21 protein-coding genes and 2 tRNA genes are annotated in these 23,472 nt (G+C 68.2%); 8 read left to right on the forward strand and 15 right to left on the reverse strand.

Annotation, left to right across the window (positions count from 1 at the left end; genetic code table 11):
- Window positions 1–61: 61 nt before the first annotated feature.
- The 7 genes from nirD to ASG37_RS13880 all read right to left on the reverse strand — a co-directional run bounded on the left by nirD (window position 62) and on the right by ASG37_RS13880 (window position 7,630).
- A complete protein-coding gene (nirD, locus tag ASG37_RS13850; RefSeq protein WP_055761365.1) occupies window positions 62–415 on the reverse strand; it encodes a nitrite reductase small subunit NirD in 354 nt (117 codons plus the stop codon).
- Window positions 412–2,892 (reverse strand): nitrite reductase large subunit NirB, encoded by a 2,481-nt coding sequence (nirB, locus tag ASG37_RS13855; protein WP_055761369.1) that lies wholly within the window; start codon window positions 2,890–2,892, stop codon window positions 412–414. The genes nirD and nirB overlap by 4 nt, the downstream gene beginning before the upstream one ends.
- Window positions 2,889–4,088 (reverse strand): alginate export family protein, encoded by a 1,200-nt coding sequence (locus tag ASG37_RS13860; protein ID WP_055761605.1) that lies wholly within the window; start codon window positions 4,086–4,088, stop codon window positions 2,889–2,891. The genes nirB and ASG37_RS13860 overlap by 4 nt, the downstream gene beginning before the upstream one ends.
- A gap of 5 nt (window positions 4,089–4,093) precedes the next feature.
- Window positions 4,094–5,326 carry a nitrate/nitrite transporter gene (locus ASG37_RS13865; RefSeq protein WP_055761372.1) on the reverse strand — a complete coding sequence of 411 codons (1,233 nt, stop codon included), beginning with the start codon at window positions 5,324–5,326 and terminating at the stop codon, window positions 4,094–4,096.
- A 376-nt stretch (window positions 5,327–5,702) separates the two neighbouring features.
- Entirely contained in the window at window positions 5,703–6,899 is a 1,197-nt protein-coding gene (locus ASG37_RS13870; RefSeq protein WP_055761376.1) for a CmpA/NrtA family ABC transporter substrate-binding protein, read from the reverse strand.
- Entirely contained in the window at window positions 6,896–7,477 is a 582-nt protein-coding gene (locus tag ASG37_RS13875; protein WP_055761379.1) for an ANTAR domain-containing response regulator, read from the reverse strand. Before ASG37_RS13875 ends, ASG37_RS13870 begins: the two co-directional genes overlap by 4 nt.
- A gap of 79 nt (window positions 7,478–7,556) precedes the next feature.
- Window positions 7,557–7,630, reverse strand: a tRNA-Gln gene (locus ASG37_RS13880).
- 167 nt (window positions 7,631–7,797) lie between these two features.
- Between ASG37_RS13880 and ASG37_RS13885 the strand changes: the two genes are divergently transcribed.
- Together ASG37_RS13885 and ASG37_RS13890 are read left to right on the forward strand one after the other, a co-directional pair.
- Window positions 7,798–8,838, forward strand: a complete 1,041-nt coding sequence (locus ASG37_RS13885) for a Ppx/GppA phosphatase family protein (RefSeq protein ID WP_082448485.1) — start codon at window positions 7,798–7,800, stop codon at window positions 8,836–8,838.
- Window positions 8,835–9,530, forward strand: coding sequence for an RlmE family RNA methyltransferase (locus ASG37_RS13890; protein WP_055761382.1), 696 nt, complete (start codon window positions 8,835–8,837; stop codon window positions 9,528–9,530). The genes ASG37_RS13885 and ASG37_RS13890 overlap by 4 nt, the downstream gene beginning before the upstream one ends.
- Here the strand turns inward: ASG37_RS13890 and ASG37_RS13895 are convergent.
- Window positions 9,520–10,584 (reverse strand): SDR family oxidoreductase, encoded by a 1,065-nt coding sequence (locus ASG37_RS13895; protein WP_055761385.1) that lies wholly within the window; start codon window positions 10,582–10,584, stop codon window positions 9,520–9,522. The genes ASG37_RS13890 and ASG37_RS13895 overlap by 11 nt on opposite strands.
- 101 nt (window positions 10,585–10,685) lie before the next feature.
- On the opposite strand from ASG37_RS13895, the gene ASG37_RS13900 reads away from it, so the two are divergent.
- Window positions 10,686–11,066 (forward strand): winged helix-turn-helix transcriptional regulator, encoded by a 381-nt coding sequence (locus tag ASG37_RS13900; protein ID WP_055761388.1) that lies wholly within the window; start codon window positions 10,686–10,688, stop codon window positions 11,064–11,066.
- Between the two features lie 61 nt (window positions 11,067–11,127).
- Here ASG37_RS13900 and rpoZ read toward each other — a convergent pair whose 3' ends face one another.
- Window positions 11,128–11,472, reverse strand: coding sequence for a DNA-directed RNA polymerase subunit omega (rpoZ, locus tag ASG37_RS13905; protein WP_055761391.1), 345 nt, complete (start codon window positions 11,470–11,472; stop codon window positions 11,128–11,130).
- A 128-nt stretch (window positions 11,473–11,600) separates the two neighbouring features.
- Here rpoZ and ASG37_RS13910 point away from each other — a divergent pair, with 128 nt between their 5' ends.
- The 3 genes from ASG37_RS13910 to ASG37_RS13920 are packed head-to-tail and all read left to right on the forward strand — an operon-like array spanning window position 11,601 to window position 16,063.
- Window positions 11,601–12,749: a phospholipase D-like domain-containing protein gene (locus ASG37_RS13910; RefSeq protein ID WP_055761395.1), complete on the forward strand. Its 1,149-nt coding sequence runs from the start codon at window positions 11,601–11,603 to the stop codon at window positions 12,747–12,749.
- A 54-nt stretch (window positions 12,750–12,803) separates the two neighbouring features.
- Entirely contained in the window at window positions 12,804–14,510 is a 1,707-nt protein-coding gene (locus tag ASG37_RS13915; protein WP_055761399.1) for an Hsp70 family protein, read from the forward strand.
- Complete coding sequence (locus ASG37_RS13920; RefSeq protein ID WP_055761402.1) at window positions 14,507–16,063, forward strand: hypothetical protein; 1,557 nt, start codon at window positions 14,507–14,509, stop codon at window positions 16,061–16,063. The genes ASG37_RS13915 and ASG37_RS13920 overlap by 4 nt, the downstream gene beginning before the upstream one ends.
- Before the next feature lie 35 nt (window positions 16,064–16,098).
- Here ASG37_RS13920 and ASG37_RS13925 read toward each other — a convergent pair.
- The 5 genes from ASG37_RS13925 to ASG37_RS13945 form a co-directional block, all read right to left on the reverse strand.
- Window positions 16,099–16,185 (reverse strand) — tRNA-Leu (locus ASG37_RS13925).
- Window positions 16,186–16,263: 78 nt separating this feature from the next.
- Entirely contained in the window at window positions 16,264–17,271 is a 1,008-nt protein-coding gene (gene holA, locus ASG37_RS13930) for a DNA polymerase III subunit delta (RefSeq protein ID WP_055761405.1), read from the reverse strand.
- On the reverse strand, window positions 17,268–17,759 hold the full coding sequence (gene lptE / locus ASG37_RS13935; protein ID WP_055761408.1) for an LPS assembly lipoprotein LptE: 492 nt from the start codon (window positions 17,757–17,759) through the stop codon (window positions 17,268–17,270). The genes holA and lptE overlap by 4 nt, the downstream gene beginning before the upstream one ends.
- Window positions 17,756–20,251 carry a leucine--tRNA ligase gene (leuS, locus tag ASG37_RS13940; RefSeq protein WP_055761411.1) on the reverse strand — a complete coding sequence of 832 codons (2,496 nt, stop codon included), beginning with the start codon at window positions 20,249–20,251 and terminating at the stop codon, window positions 17,756–17,758. The genes lptE and leuS overlap by 4 nt, the downstream gene beginning before the upstream one ends.
- A gap of 11 nt (window positions 20,252–20,262) precedes the next feature.
- Entirely contained in the window at window positions 20,263–20,697 is a 435-nt protein-coding gene (locus ASG37_RS13945) for a DUF3576 domain-containing protein (RefSeq protein WP_055761415.1), read from the reverse strand.
- Between the two features lie 246 nt (window positions 20,698–20,943).
- Between ASG37_RS13945 and ASG37_RS13950 the strand changes: the two genes are divergently transcribed.
- Both ASG37_RS13950 and ASG37_RS13955 read left to right on the forward strand, forming a co-directional pair.
- On the forward strand, window positions 20,944–21,648 hold the full coding sequence (locus ASG37_RS13950) for a hypothetical protein (RefSeq protein ID WP_055761417.1): 705 nt from the start codon (window positions 20,944–20,946) through the stop codon (window positions 21,646–21,648).
- 223 nt (window positions 21,649–21,871) lie between these two features.
- Window positions 21,872–22,630: a sulfite exporter TauE/SafE family protein gene (locus tag ASG37_RS13955; protein WP_055761420.1), complete on the forward strand. Its 759-nt coding sequence runs from the start codon at window positions 21,872–21,874 to the stop codon at window positions 22,628–22,630.
- A gap of 191 nt (window positions 22,631–22,821) precedes the next feature.
- Here ASG37_RS13955 and ASG37_RS13960 read toward each other — a convergent pair whose 3' ends face one another.
- Entirely contained in the window at window positions 22,822–23,433 is a 612-nt protein-coding gene (locus ASG37_RS13960; RefSeq protein WP_055761423.1) for a flavin reductase family protein, read from the reverse strand.
- Window positions 23,434–23,472 lie beyond the last annotated feature (39 nt).

Consider the following 23,472-nt stretch of genomic DNA (forward strand, 5'->3'; position numbering starts at 1 on the left):
CATTGGACAACCCCCTCTCCCCGACCCTCTCCCCTGAAGGGGAGAGGGAGGTTGGTCGCGTTCACGCCGCTGCCTTCAGCGTTCCGGCGCGGCACAGCAGGACGCGGCCGCCGCTGATCCGGACCGGCACGGTCGGGGTGCAGCCCCTGTCCTCGCCCAGTGCCTCGCCGGTGCTGAGCGAGATGCGCCAGTTGTGCAGCGGACACGCCACCGCGCCGCCGTGGACGATGCCCTGCGACAACCGGCCATGCTTGTGCGGGCAGCGGTCGAGCAGCGCGAACACCTTGTCCTCGCCGGTGCGGAACACGGCGATGTCGTCGCCACCCTCGACCTGCACCGTGCGACTGCCGCGCAGCGGGATTTCATCGACCCAGCCGATGTCGAGCCATTCGCCCGCCAGAAAATCAGGGGTCATGCCATCGCTCCTGCGGGCTGGAAGCGCGCCATCGGCGCGTGTTGTTCGCGGTCGGCCCCGGCGACGCGCGCCGCCCATGGATCGTCCTGCATGAATTGCTGCGAGAAGCGGAACCGCCGGGCGTATTCGGCACGGACACCGGCGTCGGGCAGCAGCCGCGACTGGATATGGGCGAGGCCGACCCGCTCGATCCACGGCGCGGTCCGCTCCAGATAGCGCGCCTCCTCGCGGTAGAGCTGGATGAAGGCAGCGCACATGTCCATCGCCTCCTCCTCGGTCGCCACCTTGCACAACAGGTCGGTCGCGCGGACCTTGATCCCGCCGTTGCCGCCGACGTGCAGTTCGTACCCTGAATCGACGCAGACGATGCCGAAGTCCTTGATCGTCGCCTCGGCGCAGTTGCGCGGGCACCCCGACACCGCGATCTTGAACTTGTGCGGCATCCACGACCCCCATGTCGCGCGCTCGATCTTGACGCCCAACCCGGTCGAATCCTGCGTGCCGAAGCGGCACCATTCGGAACCGACGCAGGTTTTGACGGTGCGCAACGACTTGCCATAGGCATGGCCGCTGACCATGCCGGCGGCGTTGAGATCGGCCCAGACGGCGGGCAGATCCTCCTTCTTGATCCCGAAGATGTCGAGCCGCTGGCCGCCGGTCACTTTCACCATCGGCGCGTCGAACTTTTCCACTACATCGGCGATCGCGCGCAGCTCGCGGGGGTTGGTGAGGCCGCCCCACATGCGCGGCACGACCGAATAGGTGCCGTCCTTCTGGATGTTGGCGTGCATCCGTTCGTTGACGAAGCGGCTCTGCTGGTCGTCCTTGTAGACGCCGGGCAGCGCGCACAGCAGATAATAGTTGAGCGCCGGGCGGCACGACGAACAGCCGTCGGGCGTCGACCAGTGCAGTTTCTGCATCACCTCGGGGATCGAGCGCATATCCTGCGCGACGATCTCGCGGCGCACGTCGTCATGGCCGAAGCTGGTGCATTTGCACATCGTCTTCGGCCCCGCCTCGACCGCGTCGCCCAGCCGCAGCGCCAGCAGGCTCTCGACGATGCCGGTACACGACCCGCAGCTCGCCGATGCCTTGCACCCGGCGCGCACCGCGTCGAGGCTGCCCGCCCCGCCGTCGATGCAGGCCAGCACCTTGCCCTTGGTCACGCCGTTGCAGCCGCAGATTTCCGCATCGTCGGAAAGCGCCGCAACGGCCGCCTTAGGGTCCGCCTGCCCCCCTCCCGAGGCGAAGGCCTGGCCGAAGATCAGCGCGTCGCGGATGTCGGCGACGTCGGTGCCCTTCTTCAACAGGTCGAAATACCAGTTGCCGTCGGCGGTATCGCCATACAGCACCGCGCCGACGATACGGTCGCCCTTCACCACGACGCGCTTGTAGATGCCGCGCGAGGCGTCGCGCAGCACGATGTCCTCCGCGCCGTCGCCGCCGGAAAAGTCACCGGCGGAGAATACGTCGAGCCCGGCGACCTTCAGCTTGGTCGAGGTGGCGGAGGGCTTGTAGCCGCTGGGCGCGCCGACCAGCGCGTCGGCCAGCGAGCGGCACATGTCCCACAAGGGGGCCACGAGGCCATAGACCTGTCCGTCATGCTCGACGCATTCGCCGACCGCGAGGATCGCCGGGTCGCTCGTCACCATATGGTCGTCGACCCTGATGCCGCGCCCGACGTCGATCCCCGCCGCGCGGGCCAGCGCGACCGAGGGGCGGATGCCGACCGCCATCACCACCAGATCGGCAGGAATGACCGTGCCGTCCTTCAGGTGGACCGCCTCGACCTTGCCGTCGCCGACGATCGCGGCGGTGTCGGCGCCGGTCAGGATCGTCTGGCCGCGCGCCTCCAGCGCGGTCTTGAGCAGCCAGCCCGCCGCCTCGTCCAACTGGCGTTCCATCAGCGTCGGCATGATGTGCAGCACCGTGACCTTCATGCCGCGCAGCGACAGGCCGTGCGCCGCCTCCAGCCCGAGCAGGCCGCCACCGATCACCACCGCCGATCCGCCGCGCCCGGCGGCGGCGAGCATCGTCTCGACATCGTTCATGTCGCGGAAGCTGATGACGCCGGGCAGGTCCTTGCCCGGCACCGGAATGATGAACGGATCGGAACCGGTAGCGATCAGCAGCCGGTCATAGGCAAGCGTTCGTCCGCTGCGGCTGGTGACGGTGTGCGCCGCGCGGTCGATCGCGACGACCGGATCGCCGCTCATCAGGGTGATGGCGTTGTCGGCGTACCAGCCGGTCCCGTTGATGACGATGTCGTCGAACGTCTTTTCCCCGGCCAGCACCGGCGACAACATGATCCGGTTGTAGTTCACCAGCGGTTCGGCACCGACGATGGTGATGCGATAGCGTGCGGGATCGCGCGCCAGCAGTTCCTCGACCGCGCGGCAGCCGGCCATGCCGTTGCCGATGACGACCAAGTGTTCCCGGGCGTCGCCCTCGGGTAATTGAATGGGGTCGTGCTTCATATCGTCCAGTCCAGTTGGAGCCAGAATTTGCGGGTATCGGTCGCGAAGCGATCGGCGCGATAGTCGGCGTAGCGGACGCTGGCGGTGGTGCGGCCGAGCGTCGCCTGCGCGAGAAAGTTCAGTTCGTCGCCATAATGGCGGACCAGCCGGTCGCTTTCGAACCGGTGCCAGATCGCCTGCACGCTGACGTTCTTCGCCTGGCCGACCTGCTTCCAGCCCCAGCCGCCGCTGGCGTACAGGTCGCGCAGGCCGTCGGCGGGCTTGGGGGTGAATTTCTCGGCCCAGCCGTTGAATTTGAACACGGCGGCAAGCGGCGTCTGAAAGCTGGTGAACGGCCGCCCGTCGTCGGCGCCCAGCACTTCGTAGCCCAGCCCGAGCCGGGGTCCGGCAAGGTCGAGCGAGGCGTCGGCCAGCCAGTAATCGGCGCTATAGTCGTTGGGATTGCGGCCATGATCGGACTGGCGCGCCCAGCTTGCCTGATAGCCAAGCTTCGCCTTGCCGATCGCGCGGCTGCCGGCGAAGCGGAGGCCATAGGTCTGGCTCGACAGACGATAGGCCTGCACCGCCGCCTCGTCCTGATCGACCAGATAGGCGAAGCCGGTCAGCGTGCCGAGCGGCGTGGCATAGCCGAGGTTGGCGAGGATATTGTTCCCCTCGATCACGCCCTGCCGCGCAGCCGTGCCGTCGATGCCCCACACGGTATGCACCGCCCACGCATAGGTCACGTCGGCCTTCAGCCCCTTTGCCGGGGTCAGTTCGGCGCGCACCGCGTCGAAGGTCTGGCCGTTGTTGCGGATCGCCGCCGCGCCGACGAAGCGTTCGTCGTCGATCACGATCCGCTGCCGCCCGGCGGTAAGCGTCATCCCCGGCGCGCGATACTGCACCTGCGCGCGGTAGAGGGCGATCGACTGCGGATCGGCGATCAGCGGACGGGTGGCATCGGGGTGCAGCCCGTCGAAATAATCGCCGACGATCGCGAGATTGCCCTGCGCCTCGGCCAGCGCCGACCAGCGGCCGTCGCTGACCGACAGTCCGGCACGGACCCGCGCCGTCACCCCGTCGGCGGTGCGCGGCAGGCCGTCCTGATCGGCATGTTCGTAGCGCAGCCGGGCGTCGACGAGCGGCTTCACGCTCTGGGCCATGGCCGGCGACGCGATGCCGAGCAGGAGGAGGGTGGCGGGGGCGATACGCGGCATGGCGATCAGATCCTCACGCCCTGGGCGGTGCCCCACCGCGCGCGCCATCCCGCCTTCACCACGACGAGCCCGGCGAGCGCCACCAGCGCCAGCGCGGCGAAGACGAGAAAGCCGGGGGCGAAGCTACCGGTCCACTGCTTGGCGAGGCCGAGCGAGGAGGCGAGGTAGAAGCCCCCCACCCCGCCGGCCATGCCGACGAGGCCGGTCATCACGCCGATCTCGGCGGCGAAGCGCTGCGGCACCAGTTGGAACACCGATCCGTTACCCACCCCCAGCGCGAGCATGGCGATGACGAACAGCGCGAGTGCGGCGGGCATCGTCGTGACGCTGGCCACCCCGGCCAGCGCGACGGCGGCGACCACGAACACCGCCATCAGCGTCTTCACGCCGCCGACCTTGTCGGCCAGCGCGCCGCCCATCGGCCGCACCAGCGACCCGGCGAACACGCAGGCGGCGGTGGCATAGCCGGCATGGATCGTCGACAGGCCGAACCGGTCGGTGAAATAGATCGGCAGGCTGGCAGCAAGGCCGACGAACCCGCCGAAGGTGACGGCATAGAAGCCCATCAGCCACCACGCATCGCCCTGCTTCAGCGGGGACAGATATTCCCCCAGCCGCTTGGGCGCAGGCGCGTTCGGCGGGTCCTTGGCCATCGCCATATAGGCGACGAACACGAGACTAAGCGGGATGCAGGCGAGGCCCAGTACCGCGTTCCAACCGAACAGCTTGGCGAGGCCAGGCGCGAACAGCGCGGCGAGCACCGTGCCCGAATTGCCCATGCCGGCCAGCCCCATCGCCTTGCCCTGATGCTCGGGCGGATACCAGCGGCTGGCGAGCGGCAGCGCGATCGCAAAGCTCGCCCCGGCGAAGCCCAGCACCACGCCCAGCGCCAGCGTGCCGGCAAAGCTGGTGACGCCGAGCATCCATGCGGTGGCTAGCCCCAAGATGACGATGATCTGGCTGATCGCGCCCGAGCGCTTCGGCCCGATCCGGTCGACCAGCAGCCCGTTGACGACGCGCAACAGCGCGCCGGCCAGCGTCGGCACCGCGACCATCAGCCCCTTCTGCGCCGGGGTCAGCCCCAGCGTCGTGGCGATTTCAGGTGCCAACGGTCCGAGCAGCACCCACACCATGAACGCGAAGTCGAAATAGAGAAATGCCGCGATCAGCGTCGGCGTATGCCCGCTGTTCCAGAAGCTGTCGGGCGTGTCCTTCGCCCCGTTCCATGCCGTCGCCATGCCCTGCGCTCCCCCATGAGCCCGAAAATGAAAAAGCCGCCAGAACGACGACCCATCTCGGGCGCGTTCTGGCGGCTTCGTTGCCTCTGTTCGGATACCGGACGCCTCGCGTCCGGTGGTCCGTCAGCGGGAACCCCCCCGGCATTGGAGAGGCATGTCGCTGCTATGTCGTGTCCGACGCCATTGCCGGAACCCCATCAAGCTGCCTGATTCGCGGGTTCCGCACAAGCCCCTTTTCGCAGGTGCAACATTCGGATGATGCGGGGTGTCGTGCGGAGCGCGGTTCCGGCCCGCTCCCCCTCCCGGCCACCCTTCGAGAAGACCGTGTGGGTGGCCGGGAGGGAGAGCGGGCCGGAACCGCATTCGCGTCAGCGGATCAAGGCAACGACGCGAGATAGCCCGGAATATCGTCGGGATCGAACGCGCGCCCGTCGAAGAATCCGTCGGGGCCGAGCACGAGCCGCCCCTGAGTCGATCCCGCGCCGATCGCCTGGCCCAGCGCCCCTTCCAGCTTCGAACTGGCCCCCGGCAGCGGCGCACCCGATCCGGCAAGCGCCGCGCGATAAAGGTCGGGGCGGAAGGTGCCGACCGCCACCGCAGCGTCGGCCGGATCATGGCCGCGCCCGTCCCAGCGCGCCATCTGGGCATAGAGCCATGCCGCCTGGCTGCGCCACGGAAAGTTCGCCGCCTCGCGATACTGGAACATGAAGTCGGGATAATGGACCGGCACGCCACCGGCGACGAGGCGGATGCGATCGGTGATCGCGCGCAGGACCGCATCGACCGGCGCATCGAGATAGCACGCGCGCGCAAGGATCGCGGCGCTCGTCTCCGCCGTGTCGGGCTCGACGAAATGCGCGGCGGCGGCGTGGAGCGCGCGGACCAGCCGCAGCGTGGCATCGTGCCGTTCGGCGGCGACCCCGGCGCGCATCGCCAGCACCTTTTCGACGCCGCGCCGCCAGATCTGCGCGGTCGCCAGCGCGATCCGCCCGACGCCGCGATCGACCGCGATCGAATTCCACGGCTCGCCGACGCAGATGCCGTCGACCTCGCCCGCCGCCAGCGCGTCGGCGGCGAAGGTCGGGCTGGTGACGACGATCTCGACGTCATGATCGGGGCGGATGCCGACGCCGGCCAGCCAGTAGCGCAGCATGTAATTGTGGCTCGAATGGCGATGGACCACGCCGAAGCGCAACCGCCGGGTCCGCGTGACCTCGCGCAGCGCCGCGCCCACCGCGCGCGGATCGCCGAGCGTATCGCCAAGGCCACATGCCTGCCCAAGCGCGGTCGAAAAGGTGATCGCATTGCCGTTCAGCCCCAGCACGAACGGCACCGCCAGCGGCGTCGCCGGCCGGTCGCGGCCAAGACTGGTCGCGATGGCGAGCGGCGCGACCATGTGCGCGGCATCGGTATGGCCATACAGCAGCCGGTCGCGCACCGTCGCCCAAGTGACGTCGCGCACGAGGTCCAGCGCCAGCCCCTGTTCCTCGGCGAAGCCCAGTTCGTGCGCGAGGATCGGCAACGCGGCATCGACCAGCGGCAGGAAGCCGATGCGAAAGCCTTCGGTGCTCACGGCAAATCCCCCATCAGCGCGTCGCTGGTCACGATCGCCTCCGCCACTTCGGCGATCCGCCGGTTCGATTGCATCGCATGGCCGCGCAGCAGCGCATAGGCGGCCGGCTCGTCGATCGCGCGCCGGCGCATCAGGATCGCCTTGGCCCGGTCGATCGTATGGCGATCGGCCAGCGCGGTCTTGGCCTCGGCCAGTTCGGCCTGCAACCGCGAGAACGCCTGGAACCGGCGGATCGCGACGTCGAGCACCGGCTTGATCCGCTGCTTGGCGAGGCCATCGACGACATAGGCCGACACGCCCGCATCGACCGCCGCCAGCGCGCTTTCGGCATCCGACTGGTCGACGAACATCGCGATCGGCCGGTCGAGCGCGCGCGACATGGCGAAGAAATCCTCCAGCAGATCGCGGCTGGGATTTTCGAGGTTGATGAGCACGACCTGCGGCGCGCACGCCTCGATCTGGCGGGCGAGCGGTCCTGCCGGATCGATCACGACCTGATCGTCCAGCCCGGCCTCACGCAGCCCTTCGGCGATGATCGCCGCGCGCGTGGTGCTGGTATCGATGATCGCGATCCTCATGGCCCAGCCCGAATACCGTTACGCACGCGGTTCAGCCAGCCGGTTTCGGCGTGGGATGGCGATGGGTCGGGAAAAGCGCTGGATGCCCCGTGAGGATTCGAACCTCAATTAACGGAGTCAGAGTCCGTAGTCTTACCTTTAGACGACAGGGCAGCGTCGCAGCGAGGGCGGTCCGATAGGCTGCCCATTTTGCGGTGTCAACGCAAAATCGTCGCGGTTCGTCGCACCGCCTTGTCGTTCGCGGGGCGTTCCGCTACGTTCCTTGCCAACCACCGAGCGGCCGGATGCCGTGACGGACAGACCATAAAGCGAGTGACGGCATGGGGGATGTTTCCGCCCGGTTGCCGCACCGGGGAGCGCCCGACGCCCCCCGACAGGCAACTTCTTCGCCAGCGCGGCCACGCTGGCCGGGTGCGCGTCATTATGCCGCGCTCGATCTTGGCACCAACAACTGCCGGCTGCTCATCGCGCGGCCGCAGGGGGACGGCTTCGCGGTCGTCGACGCCTTCTCGCGGATCGTCCGGCTGGGCGAGGGGCTGGCGGCGACCGGCCGCCTGTCCGACGTGGCGATGGACCGCACCGTCGCCGCGCTGAGGATCTGCGCCGAAAAGCTCAAGCGCCGCGAGGTGACGCTCGCCCGCTCGGTCGCGACCGAGGCCTGCCGTCGCGCCAGCAACGGCGCGGCGTTCGTAAGGCGGGTGTTCGACGAGACCGGCATCCATCTCGACATCATCACCGCCGAGGAGGAAGCGCGGCTTGCCGTGCTCGGCTGCCATGCGCTGCTGGAGCCGGGCGACGGCCCGGCGCTGGTGTTCGACATCGGCGGCGGATCGACCGAACTGGTGCTGCTGGATGCCACGGGGCCGGTGCCGCGCGTGCTCGACTGGCATTCGGCGCCATGGGGCGTGGTGTCGCTGACCGAAAGTCTCGGCAGCGGCAAATCCGCGCCGATGACCTCCGGCGCCTATGACCGGATGCGCTCGTGCGTCGCGGAGAGCTTCGCACCGTTCGCCAAGCGGCTGCCGCCGGCCGATGGCCTGCGCCGGCTGCTCGGCACCAGCGGCACGGTGACGACGCTCGCCAGCGTGCATCTGGGGCTGCCGACCTACGACCGGTCGCAGGTCGACGGGCTGATCGTGCCGGCGCAGTCGATGCTGGCGGTCAGCCGGCAACTGGCCGGCATGACGCTGGCCGAGCGCGGGCAGGTGCCGTGCATCGGCACCGAACGCGCCGATCTGGTGGTGGCGGGCTGTGCGATTCTCGAATCGATTCTGGCGTTATGGCCCGCCGAGCGGCTAGGGATCGCCGACCGTGGGATTCGCGAAGGAATCCTGCGTCGTTTGATGGCAGGAACCCGATGACCCGCGGACTCCCCCCCGGCCGCCAGCGCGTGCGCACCGCCCGCGCCCGCTCGGCCCAATCGACCCGCTGGCTCGAACGCCAGTTGAACGATCCGTATGTGAAGAAGGCGCGTGCCGAAGGCTATCGCAGCCGCGCGGCGTACAAGCTGATCGAGCTGGACGAACGCTTCAAGCTGCTGCGCGGCGTGAAGCGGGTGGTCGATCTCGGCATCGCACCGGGCGGCTGGACGCAGGTGGTGCGCAAGAACCGGCCCGAAGCGACGGTGGTCGGCATCGACCTGTTGCCGGTCGACCCGATCGACGGCGTGACCATCCTGCAGATGGATTTTCTGTCGGATCACGCGCCCGAACGGTTGCGCGAGGAACTGGGCGGCGAGGCGGACCTCGTCCTGTCGGACATGGCGGCGAACACGGTCGGCCATCCGCAGACCGATCACCTGCGCACCATGGCGCTGGTCGAGGCGGCGGTACTGTTCGCCTGCGAGATATTGCGCCCCGGCGGCGATTTCGTGGCGAAAGTGCTGGCGGGCGGCGCGGACAACGAACTGGTCGCCGAACTCAAGCGCAATTTCCAGACGGTGAAGCACGCCAAGCCGCCGGCCAGCCGCAAGGATTCGTCCGAATGGTATGTGATCGCCAGCAACTTCAAGGGGCGGCGCGACGCACCGCCCCCCAAGCCGGTTACGGAATGATCCGCTCGGCGCGCAGCCGGTCGAACAGCGCGAAAAAGGCGTCGTCGGTCGCGCGGTAGCCGGTGAAGCCCATCCGGCGGCTTTTCGACATGTCGGTGACGACCTCGATCGGGCGGCCTAGATCGGCGTCGGTGTGCCATGGCGAGGCCAGCCGGTGCAGATCGGGTTCGATCAGACCGTTCGCCTGCGCGATCGCCGCCCAGCGCGGGGCGGCATCGGCCATCTGCGCTTTGAGCGGACGGAGCGTGCCGTCGAACGGTGCTGCCTCGACGCCGAACCAGTCGGCGATGCGGCCCCACATCCACTGCCAGCGAAAGACGTCACCGTTGACGACGTTGAACGCCTGATCGTGCGCCGCCGGGGTTTCGGCTGCCCACAACAGATGGTCGGCAAGCTGCCCGGCATCGGTCATGTCGGTCAGCCCGTGCCACTGCGCCGCCGATCCGGGGAAGACCATCGGCCGGCCCGCCTCGCGGCACAGCGTGGCATAGGCCGCCAGCGTCGTGCCCATGTTCATCGCATTGCCGACCGCCTTGCCGATCACGGTATGCGGCCGGTGGACGCTCCACGTGAAGCCGTCGCGCGCGGCGGCGGCGAACAGCTCGTCCTCCTGCGCGTAATAGAAATTGGCGACGTCGAGCCGTTCCTGTTCCTCGCGGAACGGCGTCTGCGGCAGATGGCCGTGCCCGTACGCCTCGAACGGTCCCAGATAGTGTTTCAGGCCGGTGACGAGCACGACATGGCGCGGCTTGTCGGGTTTGGGCAGGGCATCGAGCAGGTTGCGCACCATCGCTCCGTTGACGCGGATATTCTCCGCTTCGCTGTCCTGCCGCGCCCAGGTGGTGATGAACACCGCGTCGGGGCGAAGGTCGCGCAGCGCCTGTGCCGTGCCCGCCGCGTCCTGCAGGTCCGCCACGACCGGCTGCATCCCGTCTTGCGCGCCCGGCCGGCGGGCGAGGCCATGGACGCTCCAGCCCTTGTCGGCGAGCAGCGCCGCCGTTGCGCCGCCGACGATCCCGCTCGCGCCCACTACCAATGCCGTCCTGCCCGTCATTCGCCGTTCCTTTTCATTGTGATGCCTAGAAGCTAGGCAGCGACGCCACGATGTTGAAGACGGCACCGGGTCCGACCCCAGGCACCAAAAGGTATCCAGCCATGTACGCCGGAAGCGACGAGAACGAATGGCGCGAGGATTGCGCGCCGCGCCGGGTGTTGTCGCTGTTCGCGACCAAATGGACCAGCATGGTGCTGCACACGCTGCACGCCCGGCATGGCGGCGCGGCGCGGACCGGCGTGTTGCTGCGCAGCCTGCCCGGCATTTCCAAGAAGATGCTGACGCAGACGCTGCGCGAGATGGAGGCGATCGGCCTGATCTCGCGCGAGGTGCAGGCGGTGATGCCGCCCGCCGTCGAATATCACCTGACGCCGCTGGGCGAACGGTTCGTCGAGCCGGTTGCGCTGCTCTACGACTGGGGACGTCGCAATGGCGACGCGCTCGACGCGCTGGGCAGCCGTCCCGGTGCGCGGCGGCCGTAGAAACGCGAAAGGGCGGCCCCGAGGGACCGCCCTTTCGTTGTTCGGGAGGAACGCGACCGGCTCAGCCGTCGTAGTCGCCGCCGACGTTCTGGTTACGCGGCGGCGCGGCGGCGGTGAGGCGCAGCGCCTCCGCCGATGCGGCCAGCGAACCCAGTTCGTCGGGTGCTTCCTCGTCGTCGATCTGCACCTTCTGCATCGAACCGATCACCGATTCGCGCAGATGGTCCGGGGTGACATTCTCTTCGGCGATCTCGCGCAGGGCGACGACCGGGTTCTTGTCACGGTCGCGATCGAGCGTGAGTTCGGCACCGCCCGAAATCTGGCGGGCGCGCTGTGCGGCCAGCAGGACCAGATCGAACCGGTTGGGGATCTTGTCGACGCAATCCTCGACGGTGACGCGCGCCATGAAACGCCTTCCTTGTAAAACGGAGGGTATCGGAAAGCACCGCCCCTACGGGTGCATGTCCGAAAAGTCAATGAAACTGATCGGCCGCCCGCACCGTTACCCGATCGTATCGTTCCTTCGGAGTCGTCATGCCCCCTGCCCCGCATCCCGTCTTCACCGTTGCGGGCAATCGGTTGACGCTGCTGACCGAAGGGCCGGAACGAATGACCGCGCTGCTGGCGCTGATCGACGGTGCGAAGCGGTCGCTGCGCATCCTGTTCTATATCTGGGAACAGGATCGGGCGGGGACGCGGGTACGCGACGCGCTGGTCGCGGCGGCGGGGCGCGGCGTGCGGGTGTCGTTGATCGTCGACGGGCTCGGCGCGGAAGCGGCGACCAATCGCGGCTTTTTCGACTCGCTGCGCGCGGCGGGTGGCGAGGTGTGCGTCTTCGTGCCGCGGCTGGGCCGGCGCTATCTGCTGCGCAACCACCAGAAACTGGCGCTGGCCGACGAGGCCCGGGTCATCGTCGGCGGGTTCAACATCGAGGATGCCTATTTCGGGACCGAGGCCGATCAGGCGTGGCGCGACATCGGCCTGCTGGTCGACGGCCCCGCCGCCGGGCGGCTGGCGGGATATTTCGATGCGCTCAAGGCATGGATCCAGCTTCCCGGTGCGCCTCTACGCAAATTGTCGCGGATGCTGAACCAGTGGAGCGAGCATGACGGGCCGATCCGCTGGCTATTGGGGGGGCCATCCAGGCGGCTGTCGCCATGGGCGCGGACCGTCAAGCACGAGATTCGACGCGGGCAGCGGATCGACATCATCGCCGCCTATTTCGCGCCCGGACCGCTGATGATGCGCCGGCTGGACCGCGCCGCCGAACGCACCCGGCTGCGCATCGTCGTGCCGGCAAAGACCGACCATGCCATCGCCATCCTCGCCGCGCGCTTCACCTATCGCAACCTGCTGCGCCACGGCATCGAACTCTACGAATATCGCCCGACCAAGCTGCACAGCAAATTGTTCATCGCCGACGATGCGGTGCATATCGGATCGGCCAATTTCGACGTGCGATCGATGTTCCTCAACATGGAGCTGATGCTGCGCGTCGAGGATGCCGCCTTCGCCGCGCACCTGCGCGCTTATATGGACGGCGAAGTCGCGCGCAGCGAACGGGTGACGCGCGAACTGCACCGTTCGCGATCGGGCTGGTGGGCGCGGGTCAAGCAGGCCGGGGCCTATTTCATCATGTCGGTGCTCGATCCGCAGGTCACGGTACGCCTCAACCGCGACTGAGTGTTGCGTGGCACTTTCAAGCGGCTACACCCGGTCCGATTGAGAGGGACGGGCATGATCGTCGGAATAGACCTTGGCACCACCAACAGCGCCTGCGCGATCTGGCAGGGCGGTACATCGGTAATGGTGCCCAACGCACTGGGCGAGTTCCTCACCCCGTCGGCGGTCAGCATCGGCGACGACGGGGCGGTGCTGGTCGGCCGGCCGGCGCGCGACCGGATGGCGACGCATCCCGACCGGACCGTCACCAGCTTCAAGCGCCGCATCGGCACGCGCGAGACCGTCACCCTCGCCGGCAAGGCGTTCGATGCCGAGGCGCTGTCGGCGCTGGTCCTCGCCAGCCTGAAACGCGATGCGGAAGCGTTCACCGGCGAGGCCGTGACCGGCGCGATCGTCACCGTCCCCGCCTATTTCAACGATCGCCAGCGCAAGGCGACGAGGCGGGCGGGCGATCTTGCCGGGCTGACCATCCACCGCCTCATCAACGAGCCGACCGCCGCCGCGCTCGCCTTCGGCATCGCCGACCGGGCCGACCGCGAACCGTTCCTCGTGTTCGATCTGGGTGGCGGCACGTTCGACGTGTCGATCGTCGAAATGTTCGACGACATCATCGAGGTTCGCGCCTCGGCCGGCGACAATCGCCTCGGCGGCGACGACTTCAACGACTGCCTGATCGATCTCGCCCGCCCGCGGCTCGACCCCGAGGGGGTGCTGGGCAAGCTGCCGCCCGACAAGGCCGCCGCGCTGCTCGCCCAGGCCGCCGAACGCGCGCGCCGGGCACTGAGCGACAGCGACACCGCCGAGCTGACCGTCACCACCGGCGACGTGACCCTGACCGCGCCCGTCACCTCGACGCAGTTCGAGGACCATGCCAAGGGATTGATCCAGCGCATCCGCGAACCCGTGCTGCGCTCGCTGCGCGACAGCGGCATCGCCGCCGATACGCTGTCGGAGGTCGTGCTGGTCGGCGGGGCGACGCGCATGCCGATCGTGCGCCGCGCCGTCACCCGCATGTTCGGGCGGTTTCCGGCGATGACGGTCCATCCCGACCATGCGGTGGCGCTGGGCGCGGCGGTGCAGGCGGGGCTGAGCGCGAAGGATGCCGCGCTCGACGAAATCCGGCTGACCGATGTCTGCCCGTTCACGCTGGGCGTCGACACCAGCGAGCCCGACGGGCGCGGCGGGCACCGCACCGGGCTGTTCGCGCCGATCATCGAACGCAATTCGGTGGTGCCGATCAGCCGCTCGTCGATCTTTTCGACCGTCGCCGACAACCAGCGGCAGGTGGTGTTCGGCGTCTATCAGGGCGAGGCGCGCGAGGTTTCGGCCAACGTGAAGCTCGGCGAGGTGAAGGTGCCGGTGCCGCCCAAACCCGCCGGCATGGTCGCGATCGATTGCCGCTTCAGCTACGACAGTTCGGGACTGCTCGAAATCGACGTGACCGTGGCCGAGACGGGGCAGAGCCGCAATCTGGTGATCGTCGACGACGAGGACGCCCCCGACCCTGCCGAGCTGGAAAAACGCCGCAAGGCGCTGGCGGTGCTCAAGGTCCATCCGCGCGACGATGCGGTGAACGCCGCGCTGCTGGCGCGGGCAAGGCGCGCGTATGAATCCTTCCTCGGCGACCGGCGGACGGCGATCGGCCAGATGCTCGGCCAGTTCGAAAGCGCGCTGGAGACGCAGGACGCGCGGGTGATCGCCGAGGCGCAGGCGGCGTTCACCCAGGTCCTCGACCAGATCGAGGGCGAGCGCTTCCTGTGAGCCGCGGCATCTGGCGGACGCTCGGGATCGAGCCGACGACCGATCGCAGCGTCATCCGCCGCGCCTATGCCGCGAAGCTGCGCGCGATGGATGTCGAAGCCGATCCCGCCGGCTTCGCCCGGCTGCGCGACGCGCGCGACGCCGCGCTGGCGGGGATGGTCGATCCGGTGGCGATGCTGCCCGATCTCGACGACGATTCCGATGACGACGAGGTCGTTGCCGATGGGTTTTTCACCCCGGAACCCGAACCCTTGCCGCAAGCGAGGGTCGACCCGGTCGAAGCCGAGCGCGACGCCGCGATCGACCATAATTTCCGCGCGCTCGAAGCGCTGCTGTTCCCCGGCCACGACGATCCGTCGACGGCGGAGGAAGCGGCGGCGATCGCCCATCATGGCTATGCGCTGCTGGCCGACCCCCGGCTCGAACGGATCGACTTCGCGGTGGGGGCGGAGCGCTGGTTCGCCGAGCATCTCGCCATCGCGATTCCCCGCTCCGATCCGTTGCTCGAACGGGCCGCCGCCGTGTTCGGCTGGATCGCGCGGCGCGACGATCATACGCTGTCGTATCATGCGCGGCAGATCGTCGACCGGATCGGCGCGATCCGCTTTGCCACGCTGGTCGGCGATCCGGGCCACCGGCTGCATGGTGCGTGGGTCGAGCTGGTCCGTTCCGACGATGGCCAGCGCGATTGGCGCACGACCAAGGGGCGGGTGCGCGAACTGCTGTCGATCGTCCGCCAGCGCTATCCCGATGCCGAGCAATGGATGAACCCGGTTCGCCTCGCGAAATGGGACAGGCCGGCGTCGAACAATCCGCGAATCGGCTTCTATGTATGGATGGCTATCATCGTGATCGTAGCCGGACTGCGTATTTTCCTCTCGCCCGGCGGAGAACCGAACGCCGTCCCCGATACGCCGCCGCAGATCGCCTATGTCGCCGACCCGAACCGGATCGCGCTTGATCTGACTGGTCTGGGCTTCGCCCGGACAAAAGCTGTGAATCCCGACCTTGCGGCGGATATTCGATCGACCGCCACCACGATCAATGCAGGGCTGACACCGCAGCGGACACGGCAGGTGCTGATCGATCTCGCCAACCGGCGGCTGGATTCCGGACGTGCCCACGCACCCGACGGATTACTCCGCGACATTGTCCGGTTCGAGGTCGACGGAAAGAGGAATTTCGCGACGTCCGATCCGATCAAGTGCCACGATTTCCAGTTCCCGGCCAGCGCCATGCTGTTGCCCCCGCAAGCAGGTGCCCGGCAAACGGCGCTGATCCACCGGACCACGCTCGAATCCAACAACCGGCCTGTCACAGTGAGCCGCGGATTCGATGTTCCCGGAACCATAATCGAGGATATGCTACGTCGAACCGGAATACCGGAAAGCCGGCTGGTCGACGCACTGGCGCAAAAGGGCGAACACGCGGACATCTGTCGTGTGCAGATCGCGCTGCGAGAAGCCGGGCTGGCGGGTGGGAACGTCGGGATGAAGCTGCTGCGCAACATGCAGCCTAAAGTCATCGTACCGGCAACGACCGGATCGAACTGACCGGAAAGCTTCCCCCCGGCACCCGCCGGGGGAATTGGTGCGGTCGAGAAGACTCGAACTTCCACGGCCTTTCGGCCACAACGACCTCAACGTTGCGCGTCTACCAGTTCCGCCACGACCGCACAGTCACCTTCGGGGAAGCCCCCTGAGGCTGGTAGGAGGGTGCCCCTAGCAGCGGTTTTTCCGCCACGCAAATGCTTTTATCGCCCGCGCCCCGCCGCCCGCGCGATGGCGATCGCCTCGGCGGCGGTCATCACTTCGCCAAGGCCGCTGCCCGACAGGGCGGCGCGTTCGGCATCGCGCACCCGCTCGACCGCGCGGGCAAGGCGGGCTGCATCCCAGCGGCGCAGCGCGTCGCGCGTCGTCGCCTGTTCCTTGAAGAAGACGCGGTGTCGCTCCAGCACCTGATCGACCGGCTGGCCGTCGTCGATGTCGGCGCGCATCTCGGCCAGCGACAGCAGCCGCCGGGCAACCGCGCGCAGCAGCGGGATCGCACCGCCGCCGGGCGGTTCGGGCAGCGCCGCCGCAGCGGCATTGCCCGCGATCATCGCCGCGACGACGTTGTTCGCCTCGGCATCGGCGATCGACGCGCCGATCGCATCGAACACCTCGGCATCGGCATCGCGCGGCCGGTCGGGCGCGGCGTCGAGGTACAGCGCCAGCTTCTCGATCTCGCTGGCCAGCACCGCACGGTCGCCCATCGTCACCACCGCCAGCCGTTCGGGCACGTCGCCGAGCAGCCGCACCCCCTGTTCGCGCGCCAACCCGACCGCCAGCTTCGCCGCCTGCGCCGCATCGGGCACATAGCAGGCGACCGCGACCGCGTTGAGCGAGGCGGTGACGAGCTTGACCAGCTTCGACGTCGCCTTGGCGGTGGGCGCGATCGCGGCGACGGGGTTGCCGGCCGATGCGGCGTTCAGCAGCAGCGTCACTGCTTCGACCGATTCCTCGCCCATGCCGGTCACGCGGATATGGCGCTTGTCACCGAACAACGACATCGACGCCGATTCGTCGGCAAGCAATCCGGGCCGGGCTTTCAGCATCGCCCCGTCCATGTCGACGCGCTCGGCCCCCTCGCCCACGCCCTTCGCCAGCCGCGCGGCCAGCGCCATCGCGCCGGCCGTGTCGGGGCCGTGGAACAGGTAGAGGCGAAGATCGGGGCCGGGCCGGTCGAGCTTGGCGCCCACCTGCTCGGGTTTCAGCTTCACGGGCGCTGGCGCTCGGTGCCGAGCGCGATGCGGGTGACGATCTGATCGGCGACGATCACTGACAGCCGTTCGAGCGCGGTGCGTTCGGCGGCGATCGTGGCATATTCCGACGTGACGACGTCGATGCCCGCGTCCGATCCGGCGGTGGCGTCGAGCGTCACCGCGCCGTTCGACAGGTCGATCAACTGATAGCGCGCGCGCAGCGTCCGCCGCTCGCGCGTGATCGAATCGTCGCGCCGCACGCCCAGCCCGGTGATGTCATCGTCGAGCCGGATTTCGAGCCGGTAGCGCGCCGGTCCCTCCGCGCGCAGCCGGTCGCGCAGCGCATTGGCGACCAGCCAGCCGTTCTGCCCGGCGATCGGCGCGACCTCGACGCCTGACAGCGTCTGGCGCACCACGCCCGCCTCGCCCCCACCATATAGCGGCCGCAAGCCACAGCCGCCGAGCAGCAGGGTAAGGGCGAGCGCGGAGGCAGCGATGCGGATCATGCGACGATGTTCACCAGACGGTCGGGGACGACGATGATCTTGCGCGGCGTCTTGCCGTCCAATGCGCGGACGATCTTTTCGCTCGCCAGTGCTGCGGCTTCGGCTACGTCCTTCGCCGCACCCTTGGGCAGCGTGATCGTGTCGCGCAGCTTGCCGTTCACCTGTACCGCGATCGTCGATTCGCTGTCGACCAGCATCGCCGGATCGACCACCGGCCAGCCTGCATCGGCGATCAGCCCGGCGCGGCCCAGTTGCGACCATGCCTCTTCCGCCAGATGCGGGATCATCGGGCTGACGAGCAGCAGCAGCGCGTCGAGATCGGCGTCGGACACCGCATCCGCCTTCTCCGCCTCGCCGAGCAGCGTGTAGAGCTTGGCCACCGCCTTGTTGAACTGGAGCGCCTCAATATCGGCGGCGACGCCCGCGACGGTGCGATGCACCGCGCGGGTCAGCACCTGCGGACTGGTGCCGCCGGGGGTATAGCCTGCGACGAGCTTCCAGACGCGCTTGACGAAACGTTCGGCGCCTTCGATGCCCGCCTCGCTCCACGGCAGGTCGCGTTCGGGCGGACTGTCGGACAGCATGAACCAGCGCGCGGCATCGGCGCCGTAGCGATCGAGAATCGGTTCGGGATCGACCGTGTTCTTCTTCGACTTCGACATTTTTTCGATGCGGCCGACGGTGATGGCGTCACCGGTCGCGGCTTCGATGCCGTCGGTCACTTCGGCGGGGGCAAGCCAGCGGCCATCCGCCGACTTGTACGTCTCGTGCGTGACCATCCCCTGCGTGAACAGTCCGGCGAACGGTTCCTTCAGGTCGATCAGCCCGACATGGTTGAGCGCGCGGGTCCAGAAGCGCGCATAGAGCAGGTGGAGGATCGCATGCTCGACCCCGCCGATATATTGCCCGACCGGCAGCCAGCTTTCGGCGACCGCGCGGTCGAACGGTTTGTCGTCGGGCTGGCTGGCGAAGCGGATGAAATACCACGACGAATCGACGAAGGTGTCGAGCGTGTCGGTCTCGCGCCGCGCCGGGCTCCCACATGCCGGGCAGTCGACATGCTTCCATGTCGGATGACGGTCGAGCGGGTTGCCGGGGATGTCGAACGACACATCCTCGGGCAGCTTGACCGGCAGTTGCTCGCGCGGCACCGGCACTACGCCGCAGGCGTCGCAATGCACGATCGGGATCGGCGTGCCCCAATAGCGCTGGCGGCTGACGCCCCAGTCGCGCAGGCGCCACACCGTCGTGCCCTTGCCCCAGCCTTCGCTTTCGGCACGGTCGATGACAAAACGCTTCGCGGCGGCGACGTCCAGCCCGTCGAGCGGACCCGAGTTCACGAGGCGGCCGGGGCCGGTATAGGCTTCATCGCCGGCGAACACCGGATCGGCAGTCTCGTCGTCCGCCACCACGCGGCGCACGTCGAGGCCGTATTTGCGCGCGAAGTCGAGGTCACGCTGGTCGTGCGCGGGCACGCCCATCACCGCGCCGGTGCCATAGTCCATCAGCACGAAGTTCGCGATATAGACCGGCAGCGTCGCCGCCGGGTCGAGCGGGTGCCGCATCCGGTAGCCGGTGTCGAACCCCAGCTTCTCGGCGGTATCCAGTTCGGCGGCGGTCGTGCCGCCCTGCTTGCACAGTTCGATGAACGCGGCGGCTTCCGCATTGCCCTCGGCCAGCGCGCGCGCGACCGGATGGTCGGCGGCGATCGCGACGAAGCTGGCGCCGAAGATCGTGTCGGGGCGGGTCGAATAGACTTCGATCCCCTGATCGAACGGGGCGACCGGCGCGAAGGCGAATTGTAGCCCCTCGGACTTGCCGATCCAGTTTTCCTGCATCAACCGGACCTTGTCGGGCCACTGGTCGAGCGACCCCAGCCCGGCGAGCAGGTCGTCGGCGAAGTCGGTGATCTTCAGGAACCACTGGCTGAGCTTGCGCTTCTCGACCAGCGCGCCCGAGCGCCAGCCGCGCCCGTCGATCACCTGTTCGTTGGCCAGCACGGTCATGTCGACCGGGTCCCAGTTGACCGCCGATTCCTTGCGATAGACCAGACCGCCGTTCAGCAGTTCGAGGAACAGCGCCTGTTCGTGCCCGTAATATTCCGGGTCGCAGGTCGCGAATTCGCGGCTCCAGTCGAACGCGAGGCCCAGCCGCTTCAACTGCGCCTTCATCGCCGCGATATTGGCGTAGGTCCACTGGCCGGGATGGACCTTCTTTTCCATCGCCGCATTCTCGGCGGGCATGCCGAAGGCGTCCCAGCCCATCGGATGCAGCACCTCATGCCCCGTCATCCGCAGGAAGCGCGCAAGCACGTCACCCATCGTATAGTTGCGGACATGGCCCATGTGGATGCGCCCCGAGGGATAGGGAAACATCTCGAGGACATAGCGCTTCGGCTTGGGCGACGAATCGTCGGCGACGAAGGTGCCGGCCGCGTCCCACGCGGCCTGCCAGCGTGCATCGGCCTCTGCGGGCATGAAACGGGAAGTCATAAGGGTATCGCTCAGCCCGTCACTGCCCCGCGGCGCAGGTCGCGCGCCCGCGTCAGGATGATGTCTTCCAGCTTCTGCACGGTCGCGGCGGCGACCGGTGCCTCGACCCACTGGCCGTTCTGGTTGATCTGGCGCAGCGCCGCGACCCGCAGCGCGTCGGCACGCAAATCCTGGTCGAGGATCGACACCGTCACCTTGGTGCGCTCGGTCGGGGTCTGCGGATTGACGTACCAGTCGGTCACGATGACGCCACCGTTCGAATCGGTCTGGGTCAGCGGCATGAACGACAGCGTGTCGAGGCTGGCGCGCCACAGATAGCTGTTCACGCCGATCGTCGTCACCTTGGACGCGGCGAGATCGCCCGACACCCGGCCCTTGCCGCCGCTGCACGCGGCCACGGGCAGGGCGATCGTTGCCAGCAACGCGAGAAGCAGCGGGCGGTTCATCGGCGGATTCCTTGACTACAGGCCAATATGGCGGTTCCGCCCGCTTCTATAGGCGGTGACGCTATCGCGGCAAGCGTGATGCGTGTCCGTCTGGCCATGCCTCATCCCCACATCAACTCCGACAAATATGTGGGTTCGATGCAACAGGTGGCGGGAAAGCGACTTGCACCAGTGGAATGGCGCAACCGAATCGTGATAGCGCCATTAGCGGGGAGTGAGGAAACCATGACGGGCAGCCGGATAGCGATGAGCGTGGGATTGGGGGCGATGATCGCCGCCGGTCTTGGTGCGTCGCCTGCGCTGTTCGCGCAGGAGCAACGCTCGCCGCGCGTGTTGAAGCGGCTGTCGTCGGAAGCAATGCCGCTGACCGGTATCGGTTCGTTCACGCCCGCGTCGGCCGATCCGCGACTCGTCGCCGCCCTGTCGCGCACCGGCCTCAACGCCACCGGATTTCAGTTCACTCCGTCCGAAGGCGCGGTGATCGGCAATCGCACGGTGAAGGTCGCGGTGCGGTCGCGGACGCTGCGGCCCAACCGCCTGCCCGACCGCGTTGCGGCGGCGGCGCCGATGCCCACGCTCAACCCGCTCGCCTACAACCTCGGCGTCTCGGTCGGCTGGAAGCGATTCGCGGTGTCGGGCGATCTGGCGCGGCTCGACCTCGCCGGACAGCCGGGCAGCCGCGAGCAGATGGGGCTGGGCGTCAGCTACACCGGTCGCAAGCTTGCCGCCCGCGTCGGTGCCAGCAGCGATCGTCCGCTGGCCGACCAGCCCGCGCTGATCGCCGATCCGCAGGGCTATTCGCTCGACATGGGCGGATCGTACAAGCTGACCCGCAACCTCGATGTGACCGCCGGGGTCCGCTATCGTTCGGAACGCGAGCGGATGCTGCGCGTCGATCCCGATCGCCGCGACAGCCAGGCGGTCTATGTGGGCACCGCCTTCCGCTTCTAGGCTGGATCAACCGTCACATCCGCAGCATCACCCCGGACTCGTTCCGGGGTCTACGGCGCGGCAATCGATGCCGCTCGAGCCATTATCGATAGCCCAGGCGGCTGGGTGGACCCCGGAACAAGTCCGGGGTGACGATATGGAGATGAAAGCCCATCGGGGCTGAGTCCGGCGGGCATCGGCCTGCCCCTCGACAGATCGCCCTCGCTCCGCTCTAGCGGCGGCGATGCTCGATCCCCTTTCCCTGACACTTGCCGCCGGTGCCGGCATGGCCGGCGGCGCGATGAACGCGCTGGCCGGCGGCGGCACCTTTGCCACCATGCCCGCGCTGATCGCGCTCGGCCTGCCCGGATCGGTCGCCAACGCGACGTCGAATGTGGCGTTGCAGCCCGGCGCGATCGCCAGTGCATGGGCCTATCGCAACGGACTGGGGCCGCTCGGCGGGCTGCCGATCCGGTTGCTGGCGACGATCACCTTCGTGTCGGGGCTGCTCGGCAGCATGTTGCTGGTGTGGACGCCGAGCGACCTGTTCGATGTGATCGTGCCGTGGCTGTTGCTGGTCGCGTTCCTCGCCATTGCGCTGGGGCGGCGCGCGGCGGCGTGGCTGCACGACCGGGTGACGATCGGCCCCGCCACGCTGATCGTCGCGCAGGTGCTGCTCGGCGTCTATGGCGGCTATTTCGGAGGTGGCGTCGGCATGATGGTGACGGCGACCTATGGCCTGCTCGCCGGACAGAGCGTGCAGTCGATGGCCGCGCCGCGCACGCTGATGCTGGCGACCGCCAACAGCGCGGCGGCGATCGTGTTCATCGCCACCGGGATCGTCGCGTGGGCGGCGTGTATCCCGATGATCCTCGGCGGCATTCTCGGCGGATGGCTCGGCGCGAAGCTGACCGGCCGGCTGACCGCCGGACAGATCCGGGCGTGGACGTTGTTCGTGACCGCGAGTGTCACCGCCGTGTTCTTCTGGCGCGCCTATGGCTGAGTTTTAGGACCGATCGACATTTAGCCAGACGGCGGCTCCTGCATCTCCCCTCCCTGACAAGGGAGGGGTTGGGGGTGGGTTGGCCGGTTGTGGAGCGCTTACGTTTCCTCGCGGGCCGACCCACCCCCGGCCCCTCCCTTGTCAGGGAGGGGAGCAGATCGGGACGGCATTTCGTCGACTGCCGATCCCGACTAGCGCGGACGGTCCATGACGAAGTGCGCATCCTCGCCGATCTCGAAATAATCGCCTGCCCCGCCGCCGCGCAGGATCGGACGGGCGCGTGCCGTTTGATAGACACCGTCGTCAAGCAGCGACCGGTCGATATGGACGTGGACGACCTCGCCCAGCACCAGCCATGTCGGGATCGCGCCACCGCCCGCGTCGGTCAGTTGCACGATCTGGGTCAGGCGGCATTCGAACTGCACCGGCGACCCGGCGACACGCGGCGGTGCCACCGCCACCGAGGGCAGCGTATCGAGCCCGGTGAGCGCGAACTCGTCGCGGTCGGTCGTCGCCGATGTGGCGTTCATCGCCTCCCCCTGCGCGCGGGTGGCGAGGTTCCACACGAACGCGCCCGTTTCGCGCACATTCGCCAGCGTGTCCTTGGCCCCGGTCGACGCGAAGCCGATGATCGGCGGGCGATAGTTGAAGGCGTTGAAGAAACTGTACGGCGCGAGATTGCGTTTGCCACCCGCCGACACGCTGGAAATCCAGCCGATCGGCCGCGGGGCGACGATCGCGTTGAACGGATCGTGCGGCAGGCCATGGCCATCGGCGGGAACATAGGAATGGAAGTCGGTCATGCCACCCCAACGCACGAGGCGGACGAAGCGTGCAAGCCC

Source organism: Sphingomonas sp. Leaf407 (assembly GCF_001425385.1).
Taxonomy (GTDB): domain Bacteria; phylum Pseudomonadota; class Alphaproteobacteria; order Sphingomonadales; family Sphingomonadaceae; genus Sphingomonas.

What these genes read in the sequence shown, in the direction of transcription:
- nirD (WP_055761365.1), bottom strand. Translation starts at nt 415, where the DNA reads ATGACCCCTGATTTTCTGGCGGGCGAATGGCTCGACATCGGCTGGGTC.
- nirB (WP_055761369.1), bottom strand. Translation starts at nt 2,892, where the DNA reads ATGAAGCACGACCCCATTCAATTACCCGAGGGCGACGCCCGGGAACAC.
- ASG37_RS13860 (WP_055761605.1), bottom strand. Translation starts at nt 4,088, where the DNA reads ATGCCGCGTATCGCCCCCGCCACCCTCCTCCTGCTCGGCATCGCGTCG.
- ASG37_RS13865 (WP_055761372.1), bottom strand. Translation starts at nt 5,326, where the DNA reads ATGGCGACGGCATGGAACGGGGCGAAGGACACGCCCGACAGCTTCTGG.
- ASG37_RS13875 (WP_055761379.1), bottom strand. Translation starts at nt 7,477, where the DNA reads ATGAGGATCGCGATCATCGATACCAGCACCACGCGCGCGGCGATCATC.
- ASG37_RS13885 (WP_082448485.1), top strand. Translation starts at nt 7,798, where the DNA reads ATGGGGGATGTTTCCGCCCGGTTGCCGCACCGGGGAGCGCCCGACGCC.
- ASG37_RS13890 (WP_055761382.1), top strand. Translation starts at nt 8,835, where the DNA reads ATGACCCGCGGACTCCCCCCCGGCCGCCAGCGCGTGCGCACCGCCCGC.
- ASG37_RS13895 (WP_055761385.1), bottom strand. Translation starts at nt 10,584, where the DNA reads ATGACGGGCAGGACGGCATTGGTAGTGGGCGCGAGCGGGATCGTCGGC.
- ASG37_RS13900 (WP_055761388.1), top strand. Translation starts at nt 10,686, where the DNA reads ATGTACGCCGGAAGCGACGAGAACGAATGGCGCGAGGATTGCGCGCCG.
- rpoZ (WP_055761391.1), bottom strand. Translation starts at nt 11,472, where the DNA reads ATGGCGCGCGTCACCGTCGAGGATTGCGTCGACAAGATCCCCAACCGG.
- ASG37_RS13910 (WP_055761395.1), top strand. Translation starts at nt 11,601, where the DNA reads ATGCCCCCTGCCCCGCATCCCGTCTTCACCGTTGCGGGCAATCGGTTG.
- ASG37_RS13915 (WP_055761399.1), top strand. Translation starts at nt 12,804, where the DNA reads ATGATCGTCGGAATAGACCTTGGCACCACCAACAGCGCCTGCGCGATC.
- lptE (WP_055761408.1), bottom strand. Translation starts at nt 17,759, where the DNA reads ATGATCCGCATCGCTGCCTCCGCGCTCGCCCTTACCCTGCTGCTCGGC.
- leuS (WP_055761411.1), bottom strand. Translation starts at nt 20,251, where the DNA reads ATGACTTCCCGTTTCATGCCCGCAGAGGCCGATGCACGCTGGCAGGCC.
- ASG37_RS13945 (WP_055761415.1), bottom strand. Translation starts at nt 20,697, where the DNA reads ATGAACCGCCCGCTGCTTCTCGCGTTGCTGGCAACGATCGCCCTGCCC.
- ASG37_RS13950 (WP_055761417.1), top strand. Translation starts at nt 20,944, where the DNA reads ATGAGCGTGGGATTGGGGGCGATGATCGCCGCCGGTCTTGGTGCGTCG.
- ASG37_RS13955 (WP_055761420.1), top strand. Translation starts at nt 21,872, where the DNA reads ATGCTCGATCCCCTTTCCCTGACACTTGCCGCCGGTGCCGGCATGGCC.
- ASG37_RS13960 (WP_055761423.1), bottom strand. Translation starts at nt 23,433, where the DNA reads ATGACCGACTTCCATTCCTATGTTCCCGCCGATGGCCATGGCCTGCCG.